The organism is Salinibacterium sp. ZJ450, from assembly GCF_011751885.2.
Classification (GTDB): Bacteria; Actinomycetota; Actinomycetes; order Actinomycetales; family Microbacteriaceae; genus Ruicaihuangia.
In genome coordinates this window covers 2,532,069-2,551,418 of record NZ_CP061771.1, presented here as the reverse complement: position 1 = coordinate 2,551,418, position 19,350 = coordinate 2,532,069, and the positions used below count along the sequence as shown (strand labels likewise).

Sequence of the window (19,350 nt, the reverse complement as noted above, 5' to 3'; positions counted from 1 at the left end):
GGGTAGTCGTTGCTTGAATCCGTCACGTCCTCCGCGCTGATCAGCGCGCTGGATGGGCTGGCCCTGCGCCAGCGGACCATCGCGAACAACATCGCCAACGTGAACACTCCGAACTATCATGCCAAGCGCGTGCTGTTCGAAGACGCCCTCGCCCAGTCGGTGCAGGACGGCAACGGTGTCACGGCGGCACGCACCGAGAGCTCGCTCGAGCCCACCAAGCTGAACGGCAACAACGTCAACCTCGACACGGAAACCCTGTCGAACATCGACACGGTGCTGCGCTACCAGTTCGCCACGCAGGCGGTTGAGGGCCCGTTCAAGTCGATGCGCACCGCGCTGCGGACCAACTGATGTTCGACGCAATCGGGATCGCCGGCACGTCGCTGACCGTGCACCGCAAATGGCTCGACGCCGTCTCGGACAACCTCGCCAACGTGAACACCGTCACCGGCACCGACGGTGAAGCCTTCCGCGCTCGGTACGTGCTGGCCCAGGAGGGCGAGGGCACCAGTGGCGTCTACGTGGCCGGTGCCGCCTACGGGGATGCCGAGGGTCGCATGGTGCATGAGCCGGAGCATCCGCTCGCCGACGAGAACGGCTACGTGCGCTACCCCGACATCGACCTGGCCTCGCAGATGGGCCAGCTGATCATGGCGCAGCGCGGATACCAGGCCAACGCCGCGGTAGTCGACCGTGCCAAAGAGACCTACCAGGCAGCCCTGCAGATCGGACGCAACTGATGCCCTTCTCCATCACCCCCGTATCCGGGGTCACCGGCACCGGCTACCTGCCCACCACTCAGAGCGTCCAGGCGACGGATGGCACCGGGTTCGCGACCGCGCTCACCGGCGCCGTCGACAACCTGCAGCAGCTGCAGGCCACCTCGAACGAGCTCTCGATCAAGGCCGTCACCGGCGACCTCACCGACATCCACACGGCCACGCTCGCCTCCACTCAGGCCGCGGTCACCCTGGAGCTGGTCGCCGCGGTTCGCAACAAGGGCGTTGACGCGTTCAACGAGATCATGAGGATGCAGGCCTGATGCCCCGCCAGGTCACCTCCTTCTTCGGCCGGCTCGGCGCGACGATCCGGGATTTCACGGTCGCGCAGCGCACCATCGCGCTCATCGGTGTGGCGGTGCTCGTGCTCGGCATCGTGGCGCTCGGCACCTGGATGGCCCGGCCGTCGTACACGCCCCTGTTCTCGGGGCTCGAGGGCTCCGACGCCAACACCATCGTCGAGCAGCTGCGCACCGACGGCGTCCCGTACGAGCTGACCGACGGCGGCGCCACAATCCTGGTGCCGGAACAGAGCGTGTACGACCAGCGGCTGAAGGCCGCCGCGGCCGGCCTCCCGTCGGCATCCAGCGGCGGATACTCGCTGCTGGATGACATGGGGGTCACCAGCTCCGAGTTCCAGCAGTCGGTCACATACAAGCGGGCGCTGGAGGGCGAACTGGCCTCCACCATCGCCGCCTTGGATGGGGTGCGCACCTCGTCGGTGCGTCTGGCCATCCCCGAGGAGACCGTATTCGTCTCCGAGCGCACCGAGCCAACGGCATCCGTCTTCATTGAAACCGAGAACGGCGTGATGCTCAGCACCGACCAGGTGCAGGCGATCGTGCACCTGACCTCGGCGTCGATCGACGGCATGGAGCCCGCGAACGTGGCAGTCATCGACTCCGGCGGAACGGTGCTGTCCGCGGTGGGCGTCGGCGCCACCGGCGGCACCGGCCAGCAGGCCTCCGACTATGAAGAACGCGTGCGCGGATCAGTGCAGGCCATGCTCGACCAGGTGGTCGGCCCGGGCAACGCCACCGTCGTGGTCGCCGCCGACATGAGCTACGAATCGGCAGAGCGGGTGGAAGAGACCTTCACCAACCCCGAGAACGCCCCGGCCCTGAACGAGACCACCAACACGGAAAGCTACGAGGGCACCGGCGGCACCACCGCGGGCGTGCTCGGACCGGACAACATCGCCGTACCCGGCGGTGCCGGCGGAGCAGGCAGCTTCAACTCCGAGCAGAGCACGCGCAACAACGCGGTGAACAAGGTGACAGAGTCCCGGGTCATCCCCGCCGGCGACATCACCCGGCAGACCGTGTCGGTTGCCCTCGACGAAGAAGTGGCCGGCGACATCCGCGTCGGTGACGTGTCTGCCCTGGTCGCCGCGGCCGCCGGGATCGACGCCGCCCGCGGCGACGAGGTGACCGTGGAAGTCATGCCGTTCAACACGGCCGGCGCCGAAGAGGCAGCCGCCGCGCTGAAGGCCGCGGAAGACGCCGCGGCCATGGACCAGCTCATGTCGGTGGTGCGCACCGCGATAATCGCGGCGGCCATCGTGCTGCCGATCGTGCTCGCGCTCGTGCTGTACGCCCGCAACTCCCGCCGCCAGGAGCGGGAGAGTGTCGACCTTGGCGAACTGCAGGAGGCGCGCTCGGCACTGGACGCCCTGACCGCGCAGATGGAGCTGGAGGCGGCGCACGACCAGTTCGAGCCGACCATGCCGCTGCCGATCGATTCGTCACCCACCGACCTCGACCGCCGTCGCGCCGAGATCGGCAGCCTCGCCGAACGTGACCCCGAGAAGACCGCCGAGTTCCTGCGTGGGCTCATGGATGACAAGCAGCGGGTATGAACCAGACGATCACCGAACTGACCGGCACCCAGAAGGTCGCCGTGGTGCTCATGAACATGACCCACGAGCGCGCCGCCGCGGTGATGAAGCAGTTCAGCGAATCTGAGGCAGAGGACATCGCCGCCGAGATCGTGCGGCTGCGCCGGGTGGACGCCACCCTCGCCGAGCAGGCCCTGACCGAGTTCTACGAGCTCACCCGACACGGTCGACACGGCGCGCGCGGCGGTCGCGATGTCGCGGTGGGGCTGCTCGAGGCATCCTTCGGCGCCGAGCGTGCCGCCGGCGTGATGGACCGCGTGGCGTCGTCGATGGCGGGCAAGGCGTTCGAGTTTCTCGACACTGTGGAACCGGGCCAGGTGCAGACCCTGGTCGACGGCGAACTGCCGCAGACCGTTGCCCTGGTGCTCGCCCACCTGCGCCCCGACCACGCCTCCGCCGTGCTCAGCGGGCTGATCGACCCGGTGCGCACCGACGTTGCCCAGTGCATCGCCACCATGGGCAGCGCCACCCCGGAAGCGGTGGCCGTGGTCGCCGACACCCTCAAACTCCGCGCCGGCGCCGTGGTCGGTAGCCACGAACCCGCCGAGGTGGTCGGCGGCGTGCAGCCGCTGGTCGAGATCATCAACCGAGCGGATGTCGCCACCGAACGCGCCCTGCTGGAGGCGCTCGAGGAGCGTGACCCCGACCTGGCCGAGGAGGTGCGCTCACGCATGCTCACCTTCGCCGACATCGTCAAGCTCGAGGCGCGCGATGTGCAGCAGGTGCTCCGCGGTATCGACACCGGCGTGCTGGCGACCGCCATGAAGGGGTCGTCCGACACCGTGATCGAGAAGATCCGCACCAACCTGTCGGAGCGGAACCGCCTCATCCTCGACGAGGAGATCGCGTCGGCCGGACCGATGCGGATGTCGCACGTCGAAGATGCCCGCTCGGAGATCGTGCGTGCAATCCGCGATCTCGAGGCGCAGGGAGCGATCACGGTGCAGCGGGCCGACGAGGATGAGTATGTCTACTGACACCGCCTTCTCACCGGTGGTCTACCCCGTGCTGCGTGGTTCGAACGAGCAGAAGCTGCAGGCGCAGGCCCACACCGCCGGGCACGCCGCCGGCTACACCGAAGGCTTGCGCGCCGCAGCGGCCGACACCGCCGTCGTGCGCGCCCGGCTGGAGCAGGAGTCCGTAGCGTCGATCCGGCGAGCCGAAGAACAGAACGCCCGCGCGCTCGCGGTGCTGGCGATGGCGGCACGGGCTCTCGACGACCGCACCGTGCCGGTGGTCATCGACGCGCAGAATACGCTGGCGGCCGCGGCGATCGAGCTCGCCGAGGCGATCCTCGGCTATGAACTCGCCCACGGCGAGAACACCGCGAGGGCAGCCCTCGACCGTGCGCTCGGCACAGTGGATCCCGACACGGTTCGCTCGGTGCGGATGAACCCCGACGACCTGGCCGAACTGGATGCAGCGACGCGCGCGAAGGGCGCGGTCAGCTTGGTCGCCGACCCCACACTCGGCCGGGGCGACGCCATCACCGAATTCCCCGACGGCTACCTCGACGCCCGCATCGGGACCGCCCTCGATCGCGCCCGCGACGCCCTGCTCGGGGAGATGGACGCATGAGCTGGCGTCCCCGCCCCCAGGCGTTCGGCGGCGCGCTGCTCGCGGCCCGCCCGGAACGGGTCGGTACGGTCACCTCGATCGTCGGCCTCGGGCTCGAGGTCACGGGCCTCGACTGCGCCATCGGCGACGTCGTCACCATTGGTGAACGCCCCGGAGTCGACGCCGAAGTGGTCGCCACCACCCGTGACAGCATCCGCTGCATGCCGCTCGGCCGTCTCTCCGGGGTGAACGCCGGAGCGCCCGCCCGGGCCAAGAGCACCCCGATGCTGGTGCCGACCGGGCCGAGCCTGTTCGGACGCGTGCTCGACGGCCTCGGCCGGCCGATCGACGGCAAGGGCCCGCTCGGCGCGAGCACCATGGTGTCGCTCGATAACGACACCCCGCCGGCGATGCAGCGCACCCGCATCGACACCCCCCTGCAGACCGGCGTGCGCGTGCTCGACACGCTGACCACCGTCGGGCGCGGGCAGCGGATGGGCCTGTTTGCCGGATCCGGTGTGGGCAAGTCCTCCTTGCTCTCGATGATCGCCCGCGGCACCGACGCCGAGGTGTCGGTGATCGCCCTAGTGGGGGAGCGCGGCCGCGAGGTGCGCGAGTTCCTCGAGGATGACCTCGGCGCGGAGGGCCTCGCCCGGTCGATCGTGGTGGTCTCGACATCCGATGAACCGGCCTTGATGCGACTGCGTGCGGCATTTGTCGCCACCCGCATCGCCGAATCGTTCCGTGACGAGGGCGCGCACGTGATGCTGATGATGGACTCGCTCACCCGCGTCGCGATGGCGCAGCGCGAGATCGGGCTGTCGGTGGGGGAGCCTCCGGCCACCCGCGGCTACCCGCCGTCGACGTTCTCGCTACTCGCCCGGCTGCTGGAACGCGCCGGCACCGCCGAGACCGGATCCGTCACCGGCATGTACACCGTGCTGGTCGACGGTGACGACCACAACGAACCCATCGCCGACTCCGCACGGTCCATCCTCGACGGACACGTGGTGCTCGACCGCAAGCTCGCGGTCTCCGGACACTTCCCCTCGGTCGACCCGCTCGCCTCCATCTCACGGGTCGCCTCCCGGGTGACCACGCCCGAACACCGGGCGCTCGCGGTGACGCTGCGCAAGGCGCTCGCCGCCCGCCGGGCCGCGCAGGATCTGCTCGACGTCGGCGCATACCAGCGCGGATCCAACCCGCTGGTCGACGCCGCCGTCGACCACGAAACCGCGATCAACGCCTTTCTGCAACAACGGATGGACGACCAGACTCCGACCCACAAGGCCTGGGACTCGCTCGCCCGACTCGCTCTCACTCTCGGAGGTGCCTGATGGCGCGACCCTTTACCCTCGCCGGACTGCTGCGCTTGCGCACCCTGCAACAGGATGCCGCGGCCGGCGACCTCGCCGCGGCGAACGCCAGACTGCACGAGAGCGGGGCGCGACAGGCGCGCGCGCGAACCGCCCTCGGCGGCACCCCCACCGACCCGACCGACACCACAACGCTGTACGCGGTCGCCGCGGCCCGGGCGGCCTCGCGCAGCATGCTCGCCGACCTGGAGGCGCTCCGCCAGCAGCAGGCCGAGGACGCCGCGGCCGCCGAGTCGGCGTTCACCGCGGCACGCGCGGCGACCGTCGGCCTAGAGAAGCTCGAGGCCAGACACGCCCTCGCCATCGCCGCCGACGACCTGCACGCCGAGCAGACCGTGATCGACGAGATCGCGTCAGGCTCCTGGCACCGGGCGGCGGCAGCCCGATGACCATGACCGACGCGATCGGACGCGTGCAGCAGATCCAGCAGACCCTCACCCAGTTGTCGGCGCCCACCGTCACCGCGCCAGCCGTGAAGACCGCCAGTACCAGCGCGAGCGCCACCGCGTTCGCCGACGCCCTTGCCGCCACGGCTTCGGGCGGCACGATCAACAACCCCGGGGTCACCGGCGCCGATGTCACCGCCGCCGCGCAGAAGTACCTCGGCGTGCCCTACGTGTTCGGCGGTGAAGACAGCACCGGCATGGACTGCTCAGGTCTGGTGCAGCGGGTCTTCGCCGATCTCGGCATCGACGTGCCCAGGGTTGTGCAGGACCAGATGAAGATCGGCACCGAGGTGCCGTCGCTCGCCGAGGCCAAGCCGGGTGACTTGCTCGTCAGCCGCGGTGGCGACCACATCGCCATCTACCTCGGCGACAACAAGCTTCTGCACGCGCCGCGCCCCGGCAAAGACGTGCAGATCGTCGACGTCTACATGTCGGAGTCCGAGATCGACACCATCCGACGCATTGTGCCGGCTGATGTCGCACCGCAGAGCACCGCCCTCGCCGGGGTCTCCGGGCTGACCGGGGCCTCGGGACTGACTGGGCTGTCGGGACTGACCGGGCTCGCGGGCGGCCTCGGCGGGCTCACTGGGATGACTGACCCGTCAAGCGCCTCGCTGAGCGACCTGATTGCCGCGGCACAGTCCGCCCTCGTGAAGGGACGCAACGCATGAACGCCGGCTTGAACGTGCTCGCGGCCGCGCCGACGGTCGCGCCGCGAAACGCCGCCGCGAAAGCTGACCCCGCCAGCGGCAGCGCCTTCGAGGATGCCCTCACCGGCGCGCGTGGCGAGCGGACCGCCCGCCCGACCGGTCGCACCGAGCAGTCCGCCCGCACCGAGCAGTCCGCCCGCACCGAGCAGTCCGGTCGCACCGAGCGGGACGCGCCCGAGCCGAACACAGGCGAGACTATGGATGACGCGGCCGGCGCACCAGCAGGAACCCCGCAGCCCGCCCCGTTCTCCCACGCGCCGACCCATGTCCGGCCCGGCAGCGCGGCCACCGCCACTGACGGCTCCGCGGATCTGCGAGGCGTGCAGGCCGCCGCCCCCTCGGCCGCAGCTCTGCTCGCCGAGCAAACACTCCCCGCGGGGACCACCAACCCTGAGGATCGGCTCGCCTCGGCTGGTACCGCTGCGACGGGCTTTGCTACGAGTGACGCTGCGGCGACCGGCATCGTTGCGACCAGCACCGCGTCAACGGTCGCTGCCCCGGTCCCTTCCGCGGGTGCCGCTGCCGCGACTTCCGCTGCTGCAGCCACTGCTGCCGCCGGTGCCGCTGCCGCGACTTCCGCTGCTGCAGCCACTGCTGCCGCCGGTGCCGTTCAGGCCGCAACCGCTGCAACCACCGAAGCCACTGCAACCGCTGCAACTACCGAAGCTGCGGCCGCGGATACCGCGGCCCCCATGCCGCCCCCGTCGGTCTCTGAGGCGCTCGCCGTGCCCCCTCGCGAGCAGCCATCGGGTCCGGCGGGCGGCGTCCCTCAGCCCACCGCACAGTCGGGTGTCGCCACCGCCACCGCCACCGCCACCTCCGCCGACCAAGCGGCGGACCTTGCCCCGCTGCCGGTCGCAGCATCGACTGTCGGCGTCTCGACATCCGCCGTCGCCACAGCCCAGCCTCTCCCGCAGGGGACGCACTCGGCGACATCCGGTATCGCCATCGAGCAATTCGCCACCTCTGGCGCGCCGGCAGCGGAGGCCGCAGCCCCCGCGCCGAGCAGCGCCCCCGTGCCGCCACCGGCGCCCGCCCTGCAACCGACGGCATCCGCTGCGCCATCCGCCAGCAGCCCGACCGCCACCCCCGCGCCGACCGCGCCACTCAACACCCAGCTCGCCACGCCGCTGTTCAGCCTGGCGAACGCCGGCCGCGGTGACCATGTGCTCACCATCACCGTGACGCCCGACAACCTGGGCCCGGTCACCGTGCGCGCCCACGTCACCGGCGAGGGCGTGCGGATGGAGCTGTTCGCCCCGAACGACCTCGGCCGTGACTCGCTGCGGGCGATCATGCCCGACCTGCGCCGCGACCTCGCCGGAACCGGCATGAACGCCAGCCTCGACCTGTCGTCCGAGAATCAGCCGCCGGAGCAGAACGACGCGCAGGATGACGCTCAACGCGACGCATCGGCGCGACGCGGAGCACCAACCGCAGAGTCCGCAGCCCGGCACGAGTCGAGCGAGCTCGCTCCACACAGCTCAACCCCCGCCGCCCTGTACGGCGCGGCATCCACCATCGACGTGATGGCCTGAGAGAAAGAGACCACAGTGCCAGTAGATGCGGTAGCCGCCACCACCAGCGGCGGAATTTACACCAGCGCCCCCGAGCGGGCGCCCAAGCAGGTGATGGACAACGAGGTGTTCCTGTCGTTGCTGGTCACCCAGCTGCGCAATCAGGACCCGTCCTCGCCGATGGACACCAACCAGATGATCGGGCAGACCACCCAGCTGGCCATGATGGAGCAGCTCACCGCCATGACCGGCATCAACGAAGAGAACTTCTCGCTGCAGATGCGCACCGCCGCGGCCGCGCTGCTCGGCCAGGAAGTGACCTACACCGACGCCGATGGCGTCTCGACCACCGGCATCGCCACGGCCGTCTCCTACGCCGGGCCGGTTCCGCAGGTCACCGTCGGAGGAGTGGATGTCGCGCTCGACACGATCTCCGGCGTGACCACTAAACCAGCTTCCTGAATTTTTCGACTCCTCAACTGAAAGGCGACACCTCATGCTCCGTTCCCTGTACTCCGGAATCTCCGGACTTCGCTCGCACCAGACCATGCTCGACGTCACCGGCAACAACATCGCCAACGTGAACACCACGGGCTTCAAGGGCTCCGCCACCCAGTTTCAGGACACCCTGTCGCAGATGACCCAGGGCGCGGGAGCCCCGCAGGCCCAGGTTGGCGGAACCAACCCGGCCCAGATCGGCCTCGGCGTGCAGGTCGCGGGCATCACCACGAACTTCGCGCAGGGCTCCGCCCAGGCCACCGGCCGCTCCACCGACATGATGATCTCGGGCGACGGCTTCTTCGTCACCAGCCTCGGCGGCGAGACCCTGTACACCCGCGCCGGCTCGTTCGACTTCGACGCGCAGGGCCGCCTGGTCTCACCCGACGGCGCCATCGTGCAGGGCTGGACCGCGGTCGGCGGCGCGGTGAACACCGGGGGAGCGGTCGGCGACATCGCCCTCCCGCTCGAGGCGATCGCACCCGCGGCACCGACGACGACGGCGGCCATGGGTGGCAACCTGCCGGGTGACGCGCTCGTGGGCGACGTACTGGTGCGAGACGTGGAAATCTTCGACGCGACGGGCGCTGCTCGAACCATGACGCTGACATTCACCAACACTGGCCCTGGTGCGTGGGACGTCAGCGGTTCTGACGGGGCGACACCGCCGGCCACCAGCACGGGCACACTTGCCTACACCGACGGTGTTCTCACCGGTGGTAGCCTCCTCGGCGCCCCACTGAATTTGGGTGGCGCAGGCGGAATCGACATCGATCTCTCCACCCTCACCGGCTTCGCCGGCATCACCACAGCGTCCTTCACCGACCAGAACGGCCGCACCGCGGGCACGCTCGAGTCGTTCACGCTGTCTAAGGACGGCACCATCATCGGATCGTTCAGCAACGGCTCGTCCGAGCCCATCGGCCGGATCGCGCTCGCCACTTTCGCCAACCCGGTCGGTCTCGAGAAGGCGGGTTCCTCCGCATACCGGGCAACGTTCAACTCGGGCGCCGCGCAGGTCGGCACGCCGGGCGGTGCCGGCATGGGCACGCTGCTCACCGGCGCGCTCGAGATGTCGAACGTCGACCTGTCGCAGGAGTTCACCAACCTGATCGTCGCGCAGCGCGGCTTCCAGGCGAACGCCCGCATCATCACCACCTCAGACGAGGTGCTGCAGGAGCTCACCAACCTCAAGCGCTAACAAGGCTGAGATGAAGGCGCTGGGTCGTCCTGCATCACGATTTGCGGCTCACCCCTGTAGGGGGCGCCGCCGCGAGTTCACCTTGATCACTCGATCACCGGACTGTCCTTGCTCTGCGCAAGCGCCTCCACATACCGCGGCCGCTTGTGAGGACGGTCGCAGGAGTGTCTGGCTTCCCTTCGTCGGCGGCCGCGGGGGTCCGCTTGCGGGCCACAGACTCTCGTGCCAGACGTGTCCAGTCGCATTTCCAGCACTGGACCACGTATTTGTTGACCGAAAGCCCTGTTCCGTAATACGGGTTCGGGACGGTCCTGGTGCGGGAGCCGCACGCAGGGCACGGAAAGGTCGGGTCGACCATCTTCACTCGCCGGTTCCGGTGCTCACTCATTTTCAGGCCGCCGCCTGCGAGCGAATGATTGCTGTGGTGAACGGTGAGTCCGCCCGATCGGGCGATGGGCGAGGCGTTGGACCGAGTGCTGCCGCGAGGGCCGCTGAGATGGACTCTGACCACAGCTGGTAAGTATTGGATTCGAGATCCGGGGCAGAGGTTAACTCGATCATTGGGTATCCGCGTGCCTCACTCACTTTATTGGTTTCTCGGTTCAACCGTGTCGAGTGCCGCCCAGCGATGGAGCGTCGCGCGGGACACATACTCTCGATCGCGCCCAGGTCCGCGGTGGTCGTGACGAGAGTTGGAGCGTTTGTCACGCTCTGGAGCAAAAAGAGTGCGCGCAACAATTGCTTTCGCCAGGCGCGTGGACTGGTGAGGGTGAGTGCGTCGGTCGTGCTCAGCATGAGGACGATGGCGTCGTAGCGGGCGAAGTCACGGTGAGTGTGCTGGAGGCGTCGAGCCAGGTTCCGCATGGAGAGCTTGGGATGCGCGAACACGTCTACCTCCACGCCGCGCCCGGTGAGCGTCGAAAGCCGCCGCGCGGTGTGGCCAGCAATACCCAACTCGTGAGTGGCCACACCGAACCCCGCAGCTGGGGCATCACCGATCAACAAGATACGTGTCTGCTGTGCCCCTCGTCTTCGTGCCACTGCGACCGGCCTGTCGGCAGGATACCTCCACCCCCGCTCGTCCCACGCGATGAGGCTCCTCCAGCAGCGGAAGACCGGCGCCAGCCCTCGTCGCGGGTCGAACGTCGTCGCGGTCCAAGCAATGGACGGGAAGGCGCCCGTATCGCAAGTCGGCGCGGCTAAATCGGGCGTTGGAACGGAACGGAAATGCACTGGATCAACTTTTTCGGAAACGGGGGACTGAGGTACACGATGAAAGCGGCGCAAGTGGTTCGAGTCGCGTGAAAGTTGTCGAGGGCTGGGGCGTTGCAGCACGTCGTCAGCTCATCCGGATGAGCCCAGCGGACTCCGGCTCTCGCGCCATGAACGCATCCCACGTAAAGCGAAACTCGGTCGCGCCCGTCGGATGTTCGAGGAACACTACGGGAAGCGCCGCCGGCGAACTGAGGACGAATTGTTCGGCGGCGTCGTCAGCATCGACGAAGATGTCGATCGGGCCAAGGGCAGTGAGCAACTCAACACTTCGGCCGCCAGTTAGGCGGCCCCTGGCATCCGTACAACCTGAGACAGCGGTGATGATGCCGACGAGCAGCATCGAGTGGGTGAAGGTAGGCATGAGTAATCCGGGGGAGGTGAGGGGGAGAGTTGCGCGGCTCATCAACTGTATAGGTGCTTGTCCCCCAGTGTGTCGACATTCCTGTACCCCGTTTTGGGTACCTGGCTTACTATCGGCCGCTCCGGCATCTAACGACGGTGCCGGAGCGGCCGATAGTGCTTGATGAGTAGCCCAGGACGGGCGCGAATACACCAGGGATGGGCTCATGATCGTTGTCACGCGACTGAACGACAGTCAGTTCGCTATCAACCCTGACCTCATCGAGCGCATCCACGCCCACCCCGATACGACCCTGGTCATGGTGGATGGCGCGAACTACATCGTCACCGAGCCACTGGACACGGTGATCGACCGCATCGTCGCCTACCGGGCGCGCGTCCTCGCCGCCGCACGCGACATGCCGGCGACTGAACCTCACCCCGTGCACCTCGGGCTCGTCTCGACGCTGGATCCACAGCATCCGGTGTCCCACCACGGGAGAAAGCAGCCCTGATGGATCCCGCAACCATAATCGGCATTCTCATCGCGTTTGGCGCCGTCCTCGCGATGATGGTCCTCGAGGGCGCCAACATCACCTCTGTGCTGTTGCCCGCGCCGATGATCCTCGTCTTCGGCGCCACCATCGCAGTCGGAATCGCCAGCGCCACGCTCAAGGACGTCCTCGTCGCAGTCAAGGCCCTACCGCGCGCGTTCATCGGCAAGGTGTCGCCGATCCAGAAGAGCATTGACGAGATCGTCGAACTTGCCGAAGTCGCCCGCCGCGACGGCCTGCTCGCCCTGGAGCAGAAGGCCGACGAAACCGACGACCCGTTCGTGAAGCGGGCGCTGCAGAGCATCGCCGACGGCACGGACGGCGACGAGCTGCGCATCCTGCTCGAAGACGAGATCAGCACCACCGCGAAGACCGACCGGATCGCCTCCCGTTTCTTCCTGACAATGGGCGGATACGCGCCAACCATCGGCATTATCGGCACCGTGGTCTCGCTCACCCACGTGCTCGAAAACCTGTCCCAGCCCGACGAACTGGGGCACATGATCGCCGCCGCGTTCGTGGCAACCCTGTGGGGCCTGATCTCCGCCAACTTCATCTGGTTGCCGATCGGCACCCGAATGAAGCGCATCAGCGAGCTGGAGCTCGAGCGGATGAACGTGGTGATGGAGGGCATGCTGGCCGTGCAGTCCGGCAGCCAGCCGCGCCTGCTCGGTGAGCGACTGCGGGCCATGGTTCCTGCGCACGCGCTTCCGAAAGCAGAGAAAACGGAACCCGAGGCCGCATGAGCAGCCGGCGGCGCGCGCAGCCAGTCGAGGTGCCTGACGAGCATCCGGACGAGCGCTGGATGGCCTCGTACATGGACATGGTCACCGTGCTGATGTGTCTGTTCATCGTGCTGTTCGCCATGTCCACCGTCGACCAGAAGAAGTTCGAGGAGCTGGCGAACTCGCTGGCCACCGGCTTCGGCGCGGAGGCCAGCGAGACCGTCGACACCGCCGAGGGTGTCGTGGTGCCAGCCCAACTGATGGAGGAGGACGCGGTCGGGTTCAGCCCCGTGGAACTCGCCCGGCTGGAGGTGGCCAGGCTGGACTCGCTGGAGGAGCAGATCCGGCTCGCCCTGGAAGCCAAGAACCTGCTGCACGCCGTCACATTCGAGCTCACCGAGCGGGGGCTCGTGGTGCGCCTGGTTGGTTCGGAAACCTACTTCGAGACCAACCGCACCGATCTGATCGGTGTCGCCCCCCAAGTGCTCGACGCCATCGGTCCGGTTCTGGCGCCGACGCCATACGAGATCTCGGTCGAGGGTCACGCCGACCTGCGCGCCTCCGTCTTCCCGTTCGACACGAACTGGGAGCTCTCCTCTGGCCGCGCCACCGCCGTACTGCGGCACCTGGTGGAGAACAACGGCGTTGCCGCCGCCCGCATCGGCGCGGTCGGATACGGCTCATCGCGCCCGGCGGCCGCGGGCGGCACCGACGAGGAACTCGCGCTCAACCGCCGCGTCGACATCGTGGTGCTCTCCGACCAGCCCGACGAGGTGCGCGCGCTGCTGGCGGGCGTGGCGGCCGAAACCGGTGGGGTAGGTTAGGCGGATGCTCGTCCTCACACGCAAAGCCGGCGAACAGATCCTGATTGGCGACGACATCGTGATCACGGTGTTCGAATCCCGGGGCGACGGCGTTCGGGTCGGCATCGAAGCGCCACGCGGCGTCAAGATCCAGCGCAGCGAGATCGTGCAGGCGGTCAGCGACGCGAACCTGGCGGCGACGCAGTCTGCTCCGGATGCCGAGGCCCGACTCAAGGCGCTGCTGGGCACCCCAAAGCCCGAGTAGCACGGCCGCGCGACGAGTCGCACGCGACCGGCCGCGCAGAACGGCAGCGTTTGCTCGCGACACGCCGCTCAACTGGGAAGACACGCCGACGAGCCAGCTCGATCACTGCCGTTCTGCGCACCGCGCCCACAGGATCGCGCAGTCGGTGTCGCACGCTGCGGCGGTAAAAGCGCGGAGCGGAGGTGCCTACAGCTCCGCCGCCAGCGCCGCGGCCAGGTTGCCCCGCCCTGCCACCTCGATCGCGTCGAGACCCTGCCAGGCGCGGGTGCGATCCAGCAGCGCGGCGATGCGGGGAACCACCCCGTCCGCGGCATCCGGCTCCTGCCACGCGGCCTGCACCCGCAGCAACCGGGCCTGACGGTCGTTCTTCAGATCGATGCGGCCGACGATGCGGTCGTCGACCAGCACCGGCAGCGTGTAGTAGCCGTACACCCGCTTCGGAGCCGGCGTGTAGATCTCGATCCGGTAGTGGAAGTCGAACAGCCGGTGCGCCCGATCGCGGTACCAGACCATCGGATCAAACGGGGAGAGCAGCGCGGTCGTCTCGACCCTGCGCGGGATGCGGGCATCGCGGTGCAGGAAGGCCGGCTTGTTCCAGCCGTCGACGGTCACCGGCAGCAGCTCGCCGGAGTCCACCAGTTCGGCCAGCGCCGGCTTCACATCGGCGGTCTTCAGCCGGTAGTAGTCGGCGAGGTCGGATGCCGTGCCGATGCCGTAGGCCCGGGCGGCGCGAGCCAGCAGCTCCCGATGCGCCTCGTGCCGGCCGATCTCCCGGCCGGCCACCTCATCGGGCAGCACCTGCTCCGGCAGGGCGTAGACCCGCTCGAACCGGGTGCGTCCGGCGGTGACCACGTCGCCCCAGCGGAACAACGTCTCCAGACCACGCTTCACATCCGACCAGCCCCACCACGGCCCGCTGCGCTTGTTCGCGTCGTGCTCGATCGCCCGGGCAGGCAGTGGGCCCTTCTCGGCAAGCTCCGCGCGCAGCCAGTCGATCATCGGCCGGTTCGCGTGCGACCACGCGGTGGGATCGCCGGCGGACAGGTCGCGGTAGTGCTGCATCCGCCAGCGCATCAGCGGCCAGCTGTCCACCGGAATCAGGGCGGCCTCGTGCGCCCAATACTCCACGTAGCGGCCCTTCTGCGCGAAGGTCAACCGGTCGAGCAGTGTCTTGTCGTACTCGCCCAGCCGAGAGAACGCCGGCAGGTAATGGCTGCGCTCGAACACGTTGACCGAGTCGAGCTGCAGCAGCCCGAGCCGGTCGACGAGCCCGTTGAGCTGACGGGTGCCCACGGCGGTAGCGGGGGAGCGCCCGAACCCCTGCGCAGCGAGCGCGATTCGGCGGGCCTGGGCCCCGGAGACTGTGTCGACCATCAAATCCGAGGCTAGCGGCATCCACCGACCTCGCCAGCCAGCGACCACCCAGCGGCCACTGCCGCGCAGAAAACCCGCCGTTCACCTGCGGTTCAGGTGTAGTCTGCCGACCAGACGGGCGCGATGCTTATGGTTACCGCGGCTGTCACCGGTGACCCTCTGCCCGGATCACAGCCCGGGCGGCCGGAGCAGCCACTTGGAGGAACCTGTGTTCACAAAGCGTGCCATCCTCGGCATCGCGGCCGCTACGGCGGTTGCCATCACACTCGCCGGCTGCGCAGCAGACAACGGCGGAGACGCCGCAACGGATGTCGATGCGTCCGCCGCCACGAGCGCCGAAGACTTCGGCGGATTCGACGCACTGGTCGCGGCAGCCGAGGCCGAAGGCGAACTGAACGTGATCGCCCTGCCCGACACCTGGGCGAACTACGGCGAGATCATCGCCCTGTTCGAAGAGACCTACGACATCACCGTCAACTCGGCCGACCCCGACGTCTCCAGCGCCGAGGAGATCCAGGCCGCCGAGAACCTCAAGGGCCAGGACACCGCACCGGATGTCTTCGACCTCGGTTCCGCGGTCGCGCTCGACAGCCTCGACCAGTTCGCGCCGTACCAGGTCGAGACCTGGGACGACATCCCCGCGGACTACAAGGAAGAAACCGGCCTCTGGGTGTACGACTACACCGGCCTGATGTCGATCGGGTTCGACTCCGACGCCGTGCCCGCCCCGGAAACCCTCGACGACCTGCTCGGCGCGGACTACAAGGGCAAGGTCGCCATCAACGGCGACCCGACCCAGGCGGGCGCTGCCGCCGCGGCAGTGCAGCTGGTCGCGCTGCAGAACGGCGGCACCCCCGACAACATCCAGCCCGGAATCGACTGGTTCAGCCAGCTGAACGACGCCGGCAACTTCCTGCCGCTCGACCCGACCCCGGCGACCATCGCCTCGGGCGAGACCCCCGTCGTGTTCGACTGGAGCTACAACAACCTCGCCGAGGCCAAGGCCAACGAGGGACAGCGCAACTGGGAAGTCACCGTGCTCCCCGGCGTCGCAGTCGGCAGCTACTACAACCAGGCCATCAACGTAGACGCTCCGAACCCGGCGGCCGCTCGCCTCTGGCAGGAGTTCATCTTCAGCGACGACGTGCAGAACCTCTACCTCGAGGCCGGCGCGTACCCGGTGCGTCTCGCCGCCATGGTTGAGGCCGGCACCGTCGACCAGGCCGCCCTCGACTCGGTCGGTGAAGCACCCGAGGACCTCGTGCAGTTCACCGCGGAGCAGACCGAAGCCGCATCCGCACTGCTCGCCGAACAGTGGGCAGCGGCCATCCAGTAATGAGTGCAACCGGCACCAAGCGATCGGGGTGGGCCCTTCTCGGGCTCACCCCGTTCGCTCTCTACGTTCTGCTCTTCCTCGCGGTGCCGACCGTGCTGGCGGTCGCGACCGGCTTCTTCGACGCCGACGGCGCGTTCACGCTGGATAACATCGCGGCCCTGTTCGACCCCGTCATCCTCCGCACCTTCGCCAGCTCGTTCTGGGTGTCGGCGCTCACCGCCATCGTGGGCGCGGTCATCGGCGCCCTCGTCTGCTACGCCCTGCTCGGAACCCGCCCCGACGGCGTGCTGCGCACGATCGTCGATTCGGTCAGCGGGGTGCTCGCCCAGTTCGGTGGCGTGATGCTCGCCTTCGCGTTCATCGCGACCATCGGCATCCAGGGCCTCGTCACCCAGTGGCTGCTGACCACGTTCGGCATCAACATCTTCGAGGGCGGCGTCTGGCTGTACCAGGTGCCGGGACTCCTGCTGCCCTACCTGTACTTTCAGGTGCCCCTGATGGTGCTCACCTTCATGCCCGCCATGGACGGCCTCAAGTCGCAGTGGGTCGAGGCGAACGCCATCCTCGGCGGCACCCGGCTGAGCTACTGGACCCGGGTGGCCGGCCCGATCCTCGCCCCCGCGTTCGTCGGCAGCCTGCTGCTGCTGTTCGCGAACGCCTTCTCGTCCTACGCGACCGCCGCCGCCCTGATCAGCCAGGGCTCGCAGATCGTGCCCCTGCAGATCCGCGCGGCCCTGGTCAGTGAGACCGTGCTCGGCCGCGAGAACATGGCCGGCGCCCTCGCGCTCGGCATGATTCTGGTGATGGTCATCATGATGACCGGATACTCGCTGCTGCAGCGCCGCACCGAACGGTGGCAGCGATGAGCGCGCCCCAGGCGGCGCCGAGCCGCACCGTCCGCCTTCTCATCCTGTGGATCGTCGGGGTGGTCTTCGCCATCCCCATCATCGCCATGGCCGAGTTCACCATGCGCGCGGGCCTGGCCGGCGGCTACAACCTCGACCGCTGGCTGGCCATCATCGACCCCGAGAACGAACGCGCATACCGCGGGCTGTTCGAGGGCATCGCCAACTCGTTGCTGCTCGCCGTGATCACCGTCGCGATCATCCTGCTGCTGCTGGTGCCGACGATGGTGCTCGTCACCCTGCGCTTTCCGCGGCTGCAACGGCCGCTCGAGTTCGTCTGCATCATTCCCATCACCGTGCCGGCCATCGCGCTGGTGGTGGGCCTCGCCCCGGTGTACTCGGTGGTCTCGCGCATGTTCGGAAGCGGCACCTGGACCCTCGCGTTCGCATACGGGATCGTGGCGTTGCCGTTTGCCTACCGCGCGGTGCAAGCCAACCTCAGCTCGATCGACGTGGTCACCCTCAGTGAGGCGGCCCGCTCGCTCGGTGCCAGTTGGAACACCGTGCTCTGGCGCGTGGTGCTGCCCAACCTGAAGCGCGGCATGCTCGCGGCATCCGTCATCTCGGTCGCCGTCGTGCTCGGCGAATTCACCATCGCCTCGCTACTGAACCGCGACAACCTGCAGACGGCGCTGGTGCAAGTGTCGCGAAGCGACCCGTGGGCGGCGGTCATCTTCGCGCTGCTCGCACTCGGTTTCGCCTTCATCCTGCTGCTGATCATCGGGCGCGTGGGAACCGCGCGCCCCGGACGGAGAACCACATGACCCAGGGAACCCGCGTTGAACTGCGCGACGTCGTTAAGGAGTATTCCGGGCAGCGTGCGCTCGACGCTGTGAACCTGACCCTGCGACCGGGTGAGCTGGTGGTGCTGCTCGGGCCGTCCGGCTGTGGCAAGACCACGGCGCTGCGCAGCCTCGCCGGGCTGGAGACGATCACCGCCGGCAGCATCCTGATCGGTGATCAGGATGTCGCGGCGGTCCCGACCAACAAGCGTGACATCGGCATGGTGTTCCAGTCATACTCGCTGTTCCCGCACCTGACCGTGCTGGAGAACGTGGAATTCGGTCTGCGGATGCGCGGCATCGCGAAGCGGGACCGGCAGCAGCGCGCAGCCGAGAGCCTGGCACTGGTGGGACTGGAAGCGCTCGGCGAACGGTACGCCCACCAGCTGAGCGGTGGGCAGCAGCAGCGGGTGGCGCTGGCCCGCGCGCTGGTCACCCGGCCGCGGGTGCTGCTGCTTGACGAGCCGCTGAGCGCCCTGGACGCGAAGGTGCGGGCGCAGCTGCGCGACGAGATCCGCCGCATCCAGACGGAACTCGGCATCACCACCCTGTTCGTCACCCACGACCAGGAGGAGGCGCTCGCCGTCGCCGACCGGGTCGCGGTGATGCGAGCGGGGCAGATCGAGCAGATCGGCACGCCGGAGGAGCTGTACGGGGCGCCCAAGAGCGCGTTCGTCGCCGACTTCGTCGGGCTGAGCAACCGCGTCCCGGCGGAGCTCGCCGGCGGCTGGGTGAGCCTGCTCGGCAGCCGAGTGGAGCCGATCGGCGACACCCTCGCCGACGGCCCGGTCACCGCGTTCGTGCGTCCGGAAGACGTCGAGTTCGCGGCGGAGGGGGTTCCCGCCACGGTGGTGTCGTCGAGCTTCCTCGGTTCGCTGCGCCGCACCTCGGTGCGGCTGGCCGACGACTCGCTGATGGCGGTGCAGCACGGCGTGAGCGTGCACCCGCAGCCCGGCGATGCCGTGAATCTGCGGGTTGCGGCCCGCGCGGTCACCGTGACCGCGCGCTGAG

General features: G+C 68.5%; 22 protein-coding genes. 20 read left to right on the top strand and 2 right to left on the bottom strand.

Annotated features, from left to right (window positions below):
* Positions 1–9 precede the first annotated feature (9 nt).
* Genes HCT51_RS12295 through HCT51_RS12240 form a run of 12 tightly spaced genes read left to right on the top strand, consistent with a single transcriptional unit; the run spans position 10 to position 9,981 of the window.
* Positions 10–351 (top strand): flagellar basal body rod protein FlgB, encoded by a 342-nt coding sequence (locus tag HCT51_RS12295; protein ID WP_166878224.1) that lies wholly within the window; start codon positions 10–12, stop codon positions 349–351.
* Entirely contained in the window at positions 348–740 is a 393-nt protein-coding gene (locus tag HCT51_RS12290; protein ID WP_166878876.1) for a flagellar basal body rod protein FlgC, read from the top strand. The genes HCT51_RS12295 and HCT51_RS12290 overlap by 4 nt, the downstream gene beginning before the upstream one ends.
* Positions 740–1,042, top strand: a complete 303-nt coding sequence (gene fliE, locus HCT51_RS12285; RefSeq protein ID WP_166878220.1) for a flagellar hook-basal body complex protein FliE — start codon at positions 740–742, stop codon at positions 1,040–1,042. The genes HCT51_RS12290 and fliE overlap by 1 nt, the downstream gene beginning before the upstream one ends.
* Positions 1,042–2,637 (top strand): flagellar basal-body MS-ring/collar protein FliF, encoded by a 1,596-nt coding sequence (gene fliF / locus HCT51_RS12280; RefSeq protein ID WP_166878206.1) that lies wholly within the window; start codon positions 1,042–1,044, stop codon positions 2,635–2,637. The genes fliE and fliF overlap by 1 nt, the downstream gene beginning before the upstream one ends.
* A complete protein-coding gene (gene fliG / locus HCT51_RS12275) occupies positions 2,634–3,653 on the top strand; it encodes a flagellar motor switch protein FliG (protein WP_166878202.1) in 1,020 nt (339 codons plus the stop codon). The genes fliF and fliG overlap by 4 nt, the downstream gene beginning before the upstream one ends.
* Positions 3,643–4,254 carry a FliH/SctL family protein gene (locus HCT51_RS12270; protein WP_166878199.1) on the top strand — a complete coding sequence of 204 codons (612 nt, stop codon included), beginning with the start codon at positions 3,643–3,645 and terminating at the stop codon, positions 4,252–4,254. Before fliG ends, HCT51_RS12270 begins: the two co-directional genes overlap by 11 nt.
* A complete protein-coding gene (locus tag HCT51_RS12265) occupies positions 4,251–5,570 on the top strand; it encodes a FliI/YscN family ATPase (protein WP_166878196.1) in 1,320 nt (439 codons plus the stop codon). Before HCT51_RS12270 ends, HCT51_RS12265 begins: the two co-directional genes overlap by 4 nt.
* A complete protein-coding gene (locus HCT51_RS12260) occupies positions 5,570–5,998 on the top strand; it encodes a hypothetical protein (RefSeq protein WP_166878193.1) in 429 nt (142 codons plus the stop codon). The genes HCT51_RS12265 and HCT51_RS12260 overlap by 1 nt, the downstream gene beginning before the upstream one ends.
* Before the next feature lie 2 nt (positions 5,999–6,000).
* Complete coding sequence (locus tag HCT51_RS12255; protein ID WP_224760474.1) at positions 6,001–6,726, top strand: C40 family peptidase; 726 nt, start codon at positions 6,001–6,003, stop codon at positions 6,724–6,726.
* Entirely contained in the window at positions 6,723–8,303 is a 1,581-nt protein-coding gene (locus HCT51_RS12250) for a flagellar hook-length control protein FliK (protein WP_166878187.1), read from the top strand. The genes HCT51_RS12255 and HCT51_RS12250 overlap by 4 nt, the downstream gene beginning before the upstream one ends.
* Before the next feature lie 15 nt (positions 8,304–8,318).
* Positions 8,319–8,744 carry a flagellar hook assembly protein FlgD gene (locus HCT51_RS12245; protein ID WP_166878183.1) on the top strand — a complete coding sequence of 142 codons (426 nt, stop codon included), beginning with the start codon at positions 8,319–8,321 and terminating at the stop codon, positions 8,742–8,744.
* A gap of 34 nt (positions 8,745–8,778) precedes the next feature.
* Positions 8,779–9,981 (top strand): flagellar hook protein FlgE, encoded by a 1,203-nt coding sequence (locus HCT51_RS12240; protein WP_166878178.1) that lies wholly within the window; start codon positions 8,779–8,781, stop codon positions 9,979–9,981.
* A gap of 1,339 nt (positions 9,982–11,320) precedes the next feature.
* Here HCT51_RS12240 and HCT51_RS12235 read toward each other — a convergent pair.
* On the bottom strand, positions 11,321–11,596 hold the full coding sequence (locus HCT51_RS12235; protein WP_191413609.1) for a hypothetical protein: 276 nt from the start codon (positions 11,594–11,596) through the stop codon (positions 11,321–11,323).
* Between the two features lie 226 nt (positions 11,597–11,822).
* Here HCT51_RS12235 and HCT51_RS12230 point away from each other — a divergent pair, with 226 nt between their 5' ends.
* From HCT51_RS12230 to csrA, 4 genes are read left to right on the top strand one after another with little or no spacing between them, the layout of a single operon-like run.
* Complete coding sequence (locus HCT51_RS12230) at positions 11,823–12,110, top strand: flagellar FlbD family protein (RefSeq protein ID WP_166878172.1); 288 nt, start codon at positions 11,823–11,825, stop codon at positions 12,108–12,110.
* Entirely contained in the window at positions 12,110–12,895 is a 786-nt protein-coding gene (locus HCT51_RS12225) for a motility protein A (protein WP_166878169.1), read from the top strand. Before HCT51_RS12230 ends, HCT51_RS12225 begins: the two co-directional genes overlap by 1 nt.
* A complete protein-coding gene (locus tag HCT51_RS12220; protein ID WP_166878166.1) occupies positions 12,892–13,698 on the top strand; it encodes an OmpA/MotB family protein in 807 nt (268 codons plus the stop codon). Before HCT51_RS12225 ends, HCT51_RS12220 begins: the two co-directional genes overlap by 4 nt.
* A gap of 4 nt (positions 13,699–13,702) precedes the next feature.
* A complete protein-coding gene (csrA, locus tag HCT51_RS12215) occupies positions 13,703–13,942 on the top strand; it encodes a carbon storage regulator CsrA (protein WP_166878163.1) in 240 nt (79 codons plus the stop codon).
* A 186-nt stretch (positions 13,943–14,128) separates the two neighbouring features.
* On the opposite strand, the gene HCT51_RS12210 is transcribed toward csrA, so the two are convergent.
* Complete coding sequence (locus HCT51_RS12210) at positions 14,129–15,316, bottom strand: winged helix-turn-helix domain-containing protein (RefSeq protein ID WP_166878158.1); 1,188 nt, start codon at positions 15,314–15,316, stop codon at positions 14,129–14,131.
* Between the two features lie 208 nt (positions 15,317–15,524).
* Here HCT51_RS12210 and HCT51_RS12205 point away from each other — a divergent pair, with 208 nt between their 5' ends.
* From HCT51_RS12205 to HCT51_RS12190, 4 genes are read left to right on the top strand one after another with little or no spacing between them, the layout of a single operon-like run.
* A complete protein-coding gene (locus HCT51_RS12205; protein ID WP_166878155.1) occupies positions 15,525–16,652 on the top strand; it encodes an ABC transporter substrate-binding protein in 1,128 nt (375 codons plus the stop codon).
* Positions 16,652–17,518 (top strand): ABC transporter permease, encoded by an 867-nt coding sequence (locus HCT51_RS12200; protein ID WP_166878151.1) that lies wholly within the window; start codon positions 16,652–16,654, stop codon positions 17,516–17,518. Before HCT51_RS12205 ends, HCT51_RS12200 begins: the two co-directional genes overlap by 1 nt.
* The gene (locus HCT51_RS12195) at positions 17,515–18,321 is read left to right on the top strand and encodes an ABC transporter permease (protein ID WP_166878148.1); all 807 of its coding nucleotides are present in this window, start codon (positions 17,515–17,517) and stop codon (positions 18,319–18,321) included. The genes HCT51_RS12200 and HCT51_RS12195 overlap by 4 nt, the downstream gene beginning before the upstream one ends.
* Positions 18,318–19,349, top strand: coding sequence for an ABC transporter ATP-binding protein (locus tag HCT51_RS12190; RefSeq protein WP_166878145.1), 1,032 nt, complete (start codon positions 18,318–18,320; stop codon positions 19,347–19,349). The genes HCT51_RS12195 and HCT51_RS12190 overlap by 4 nt, the downstream gene beginning before the upstream one ends.
* Position 19,350: the final 1 nt, after the last annotated feature.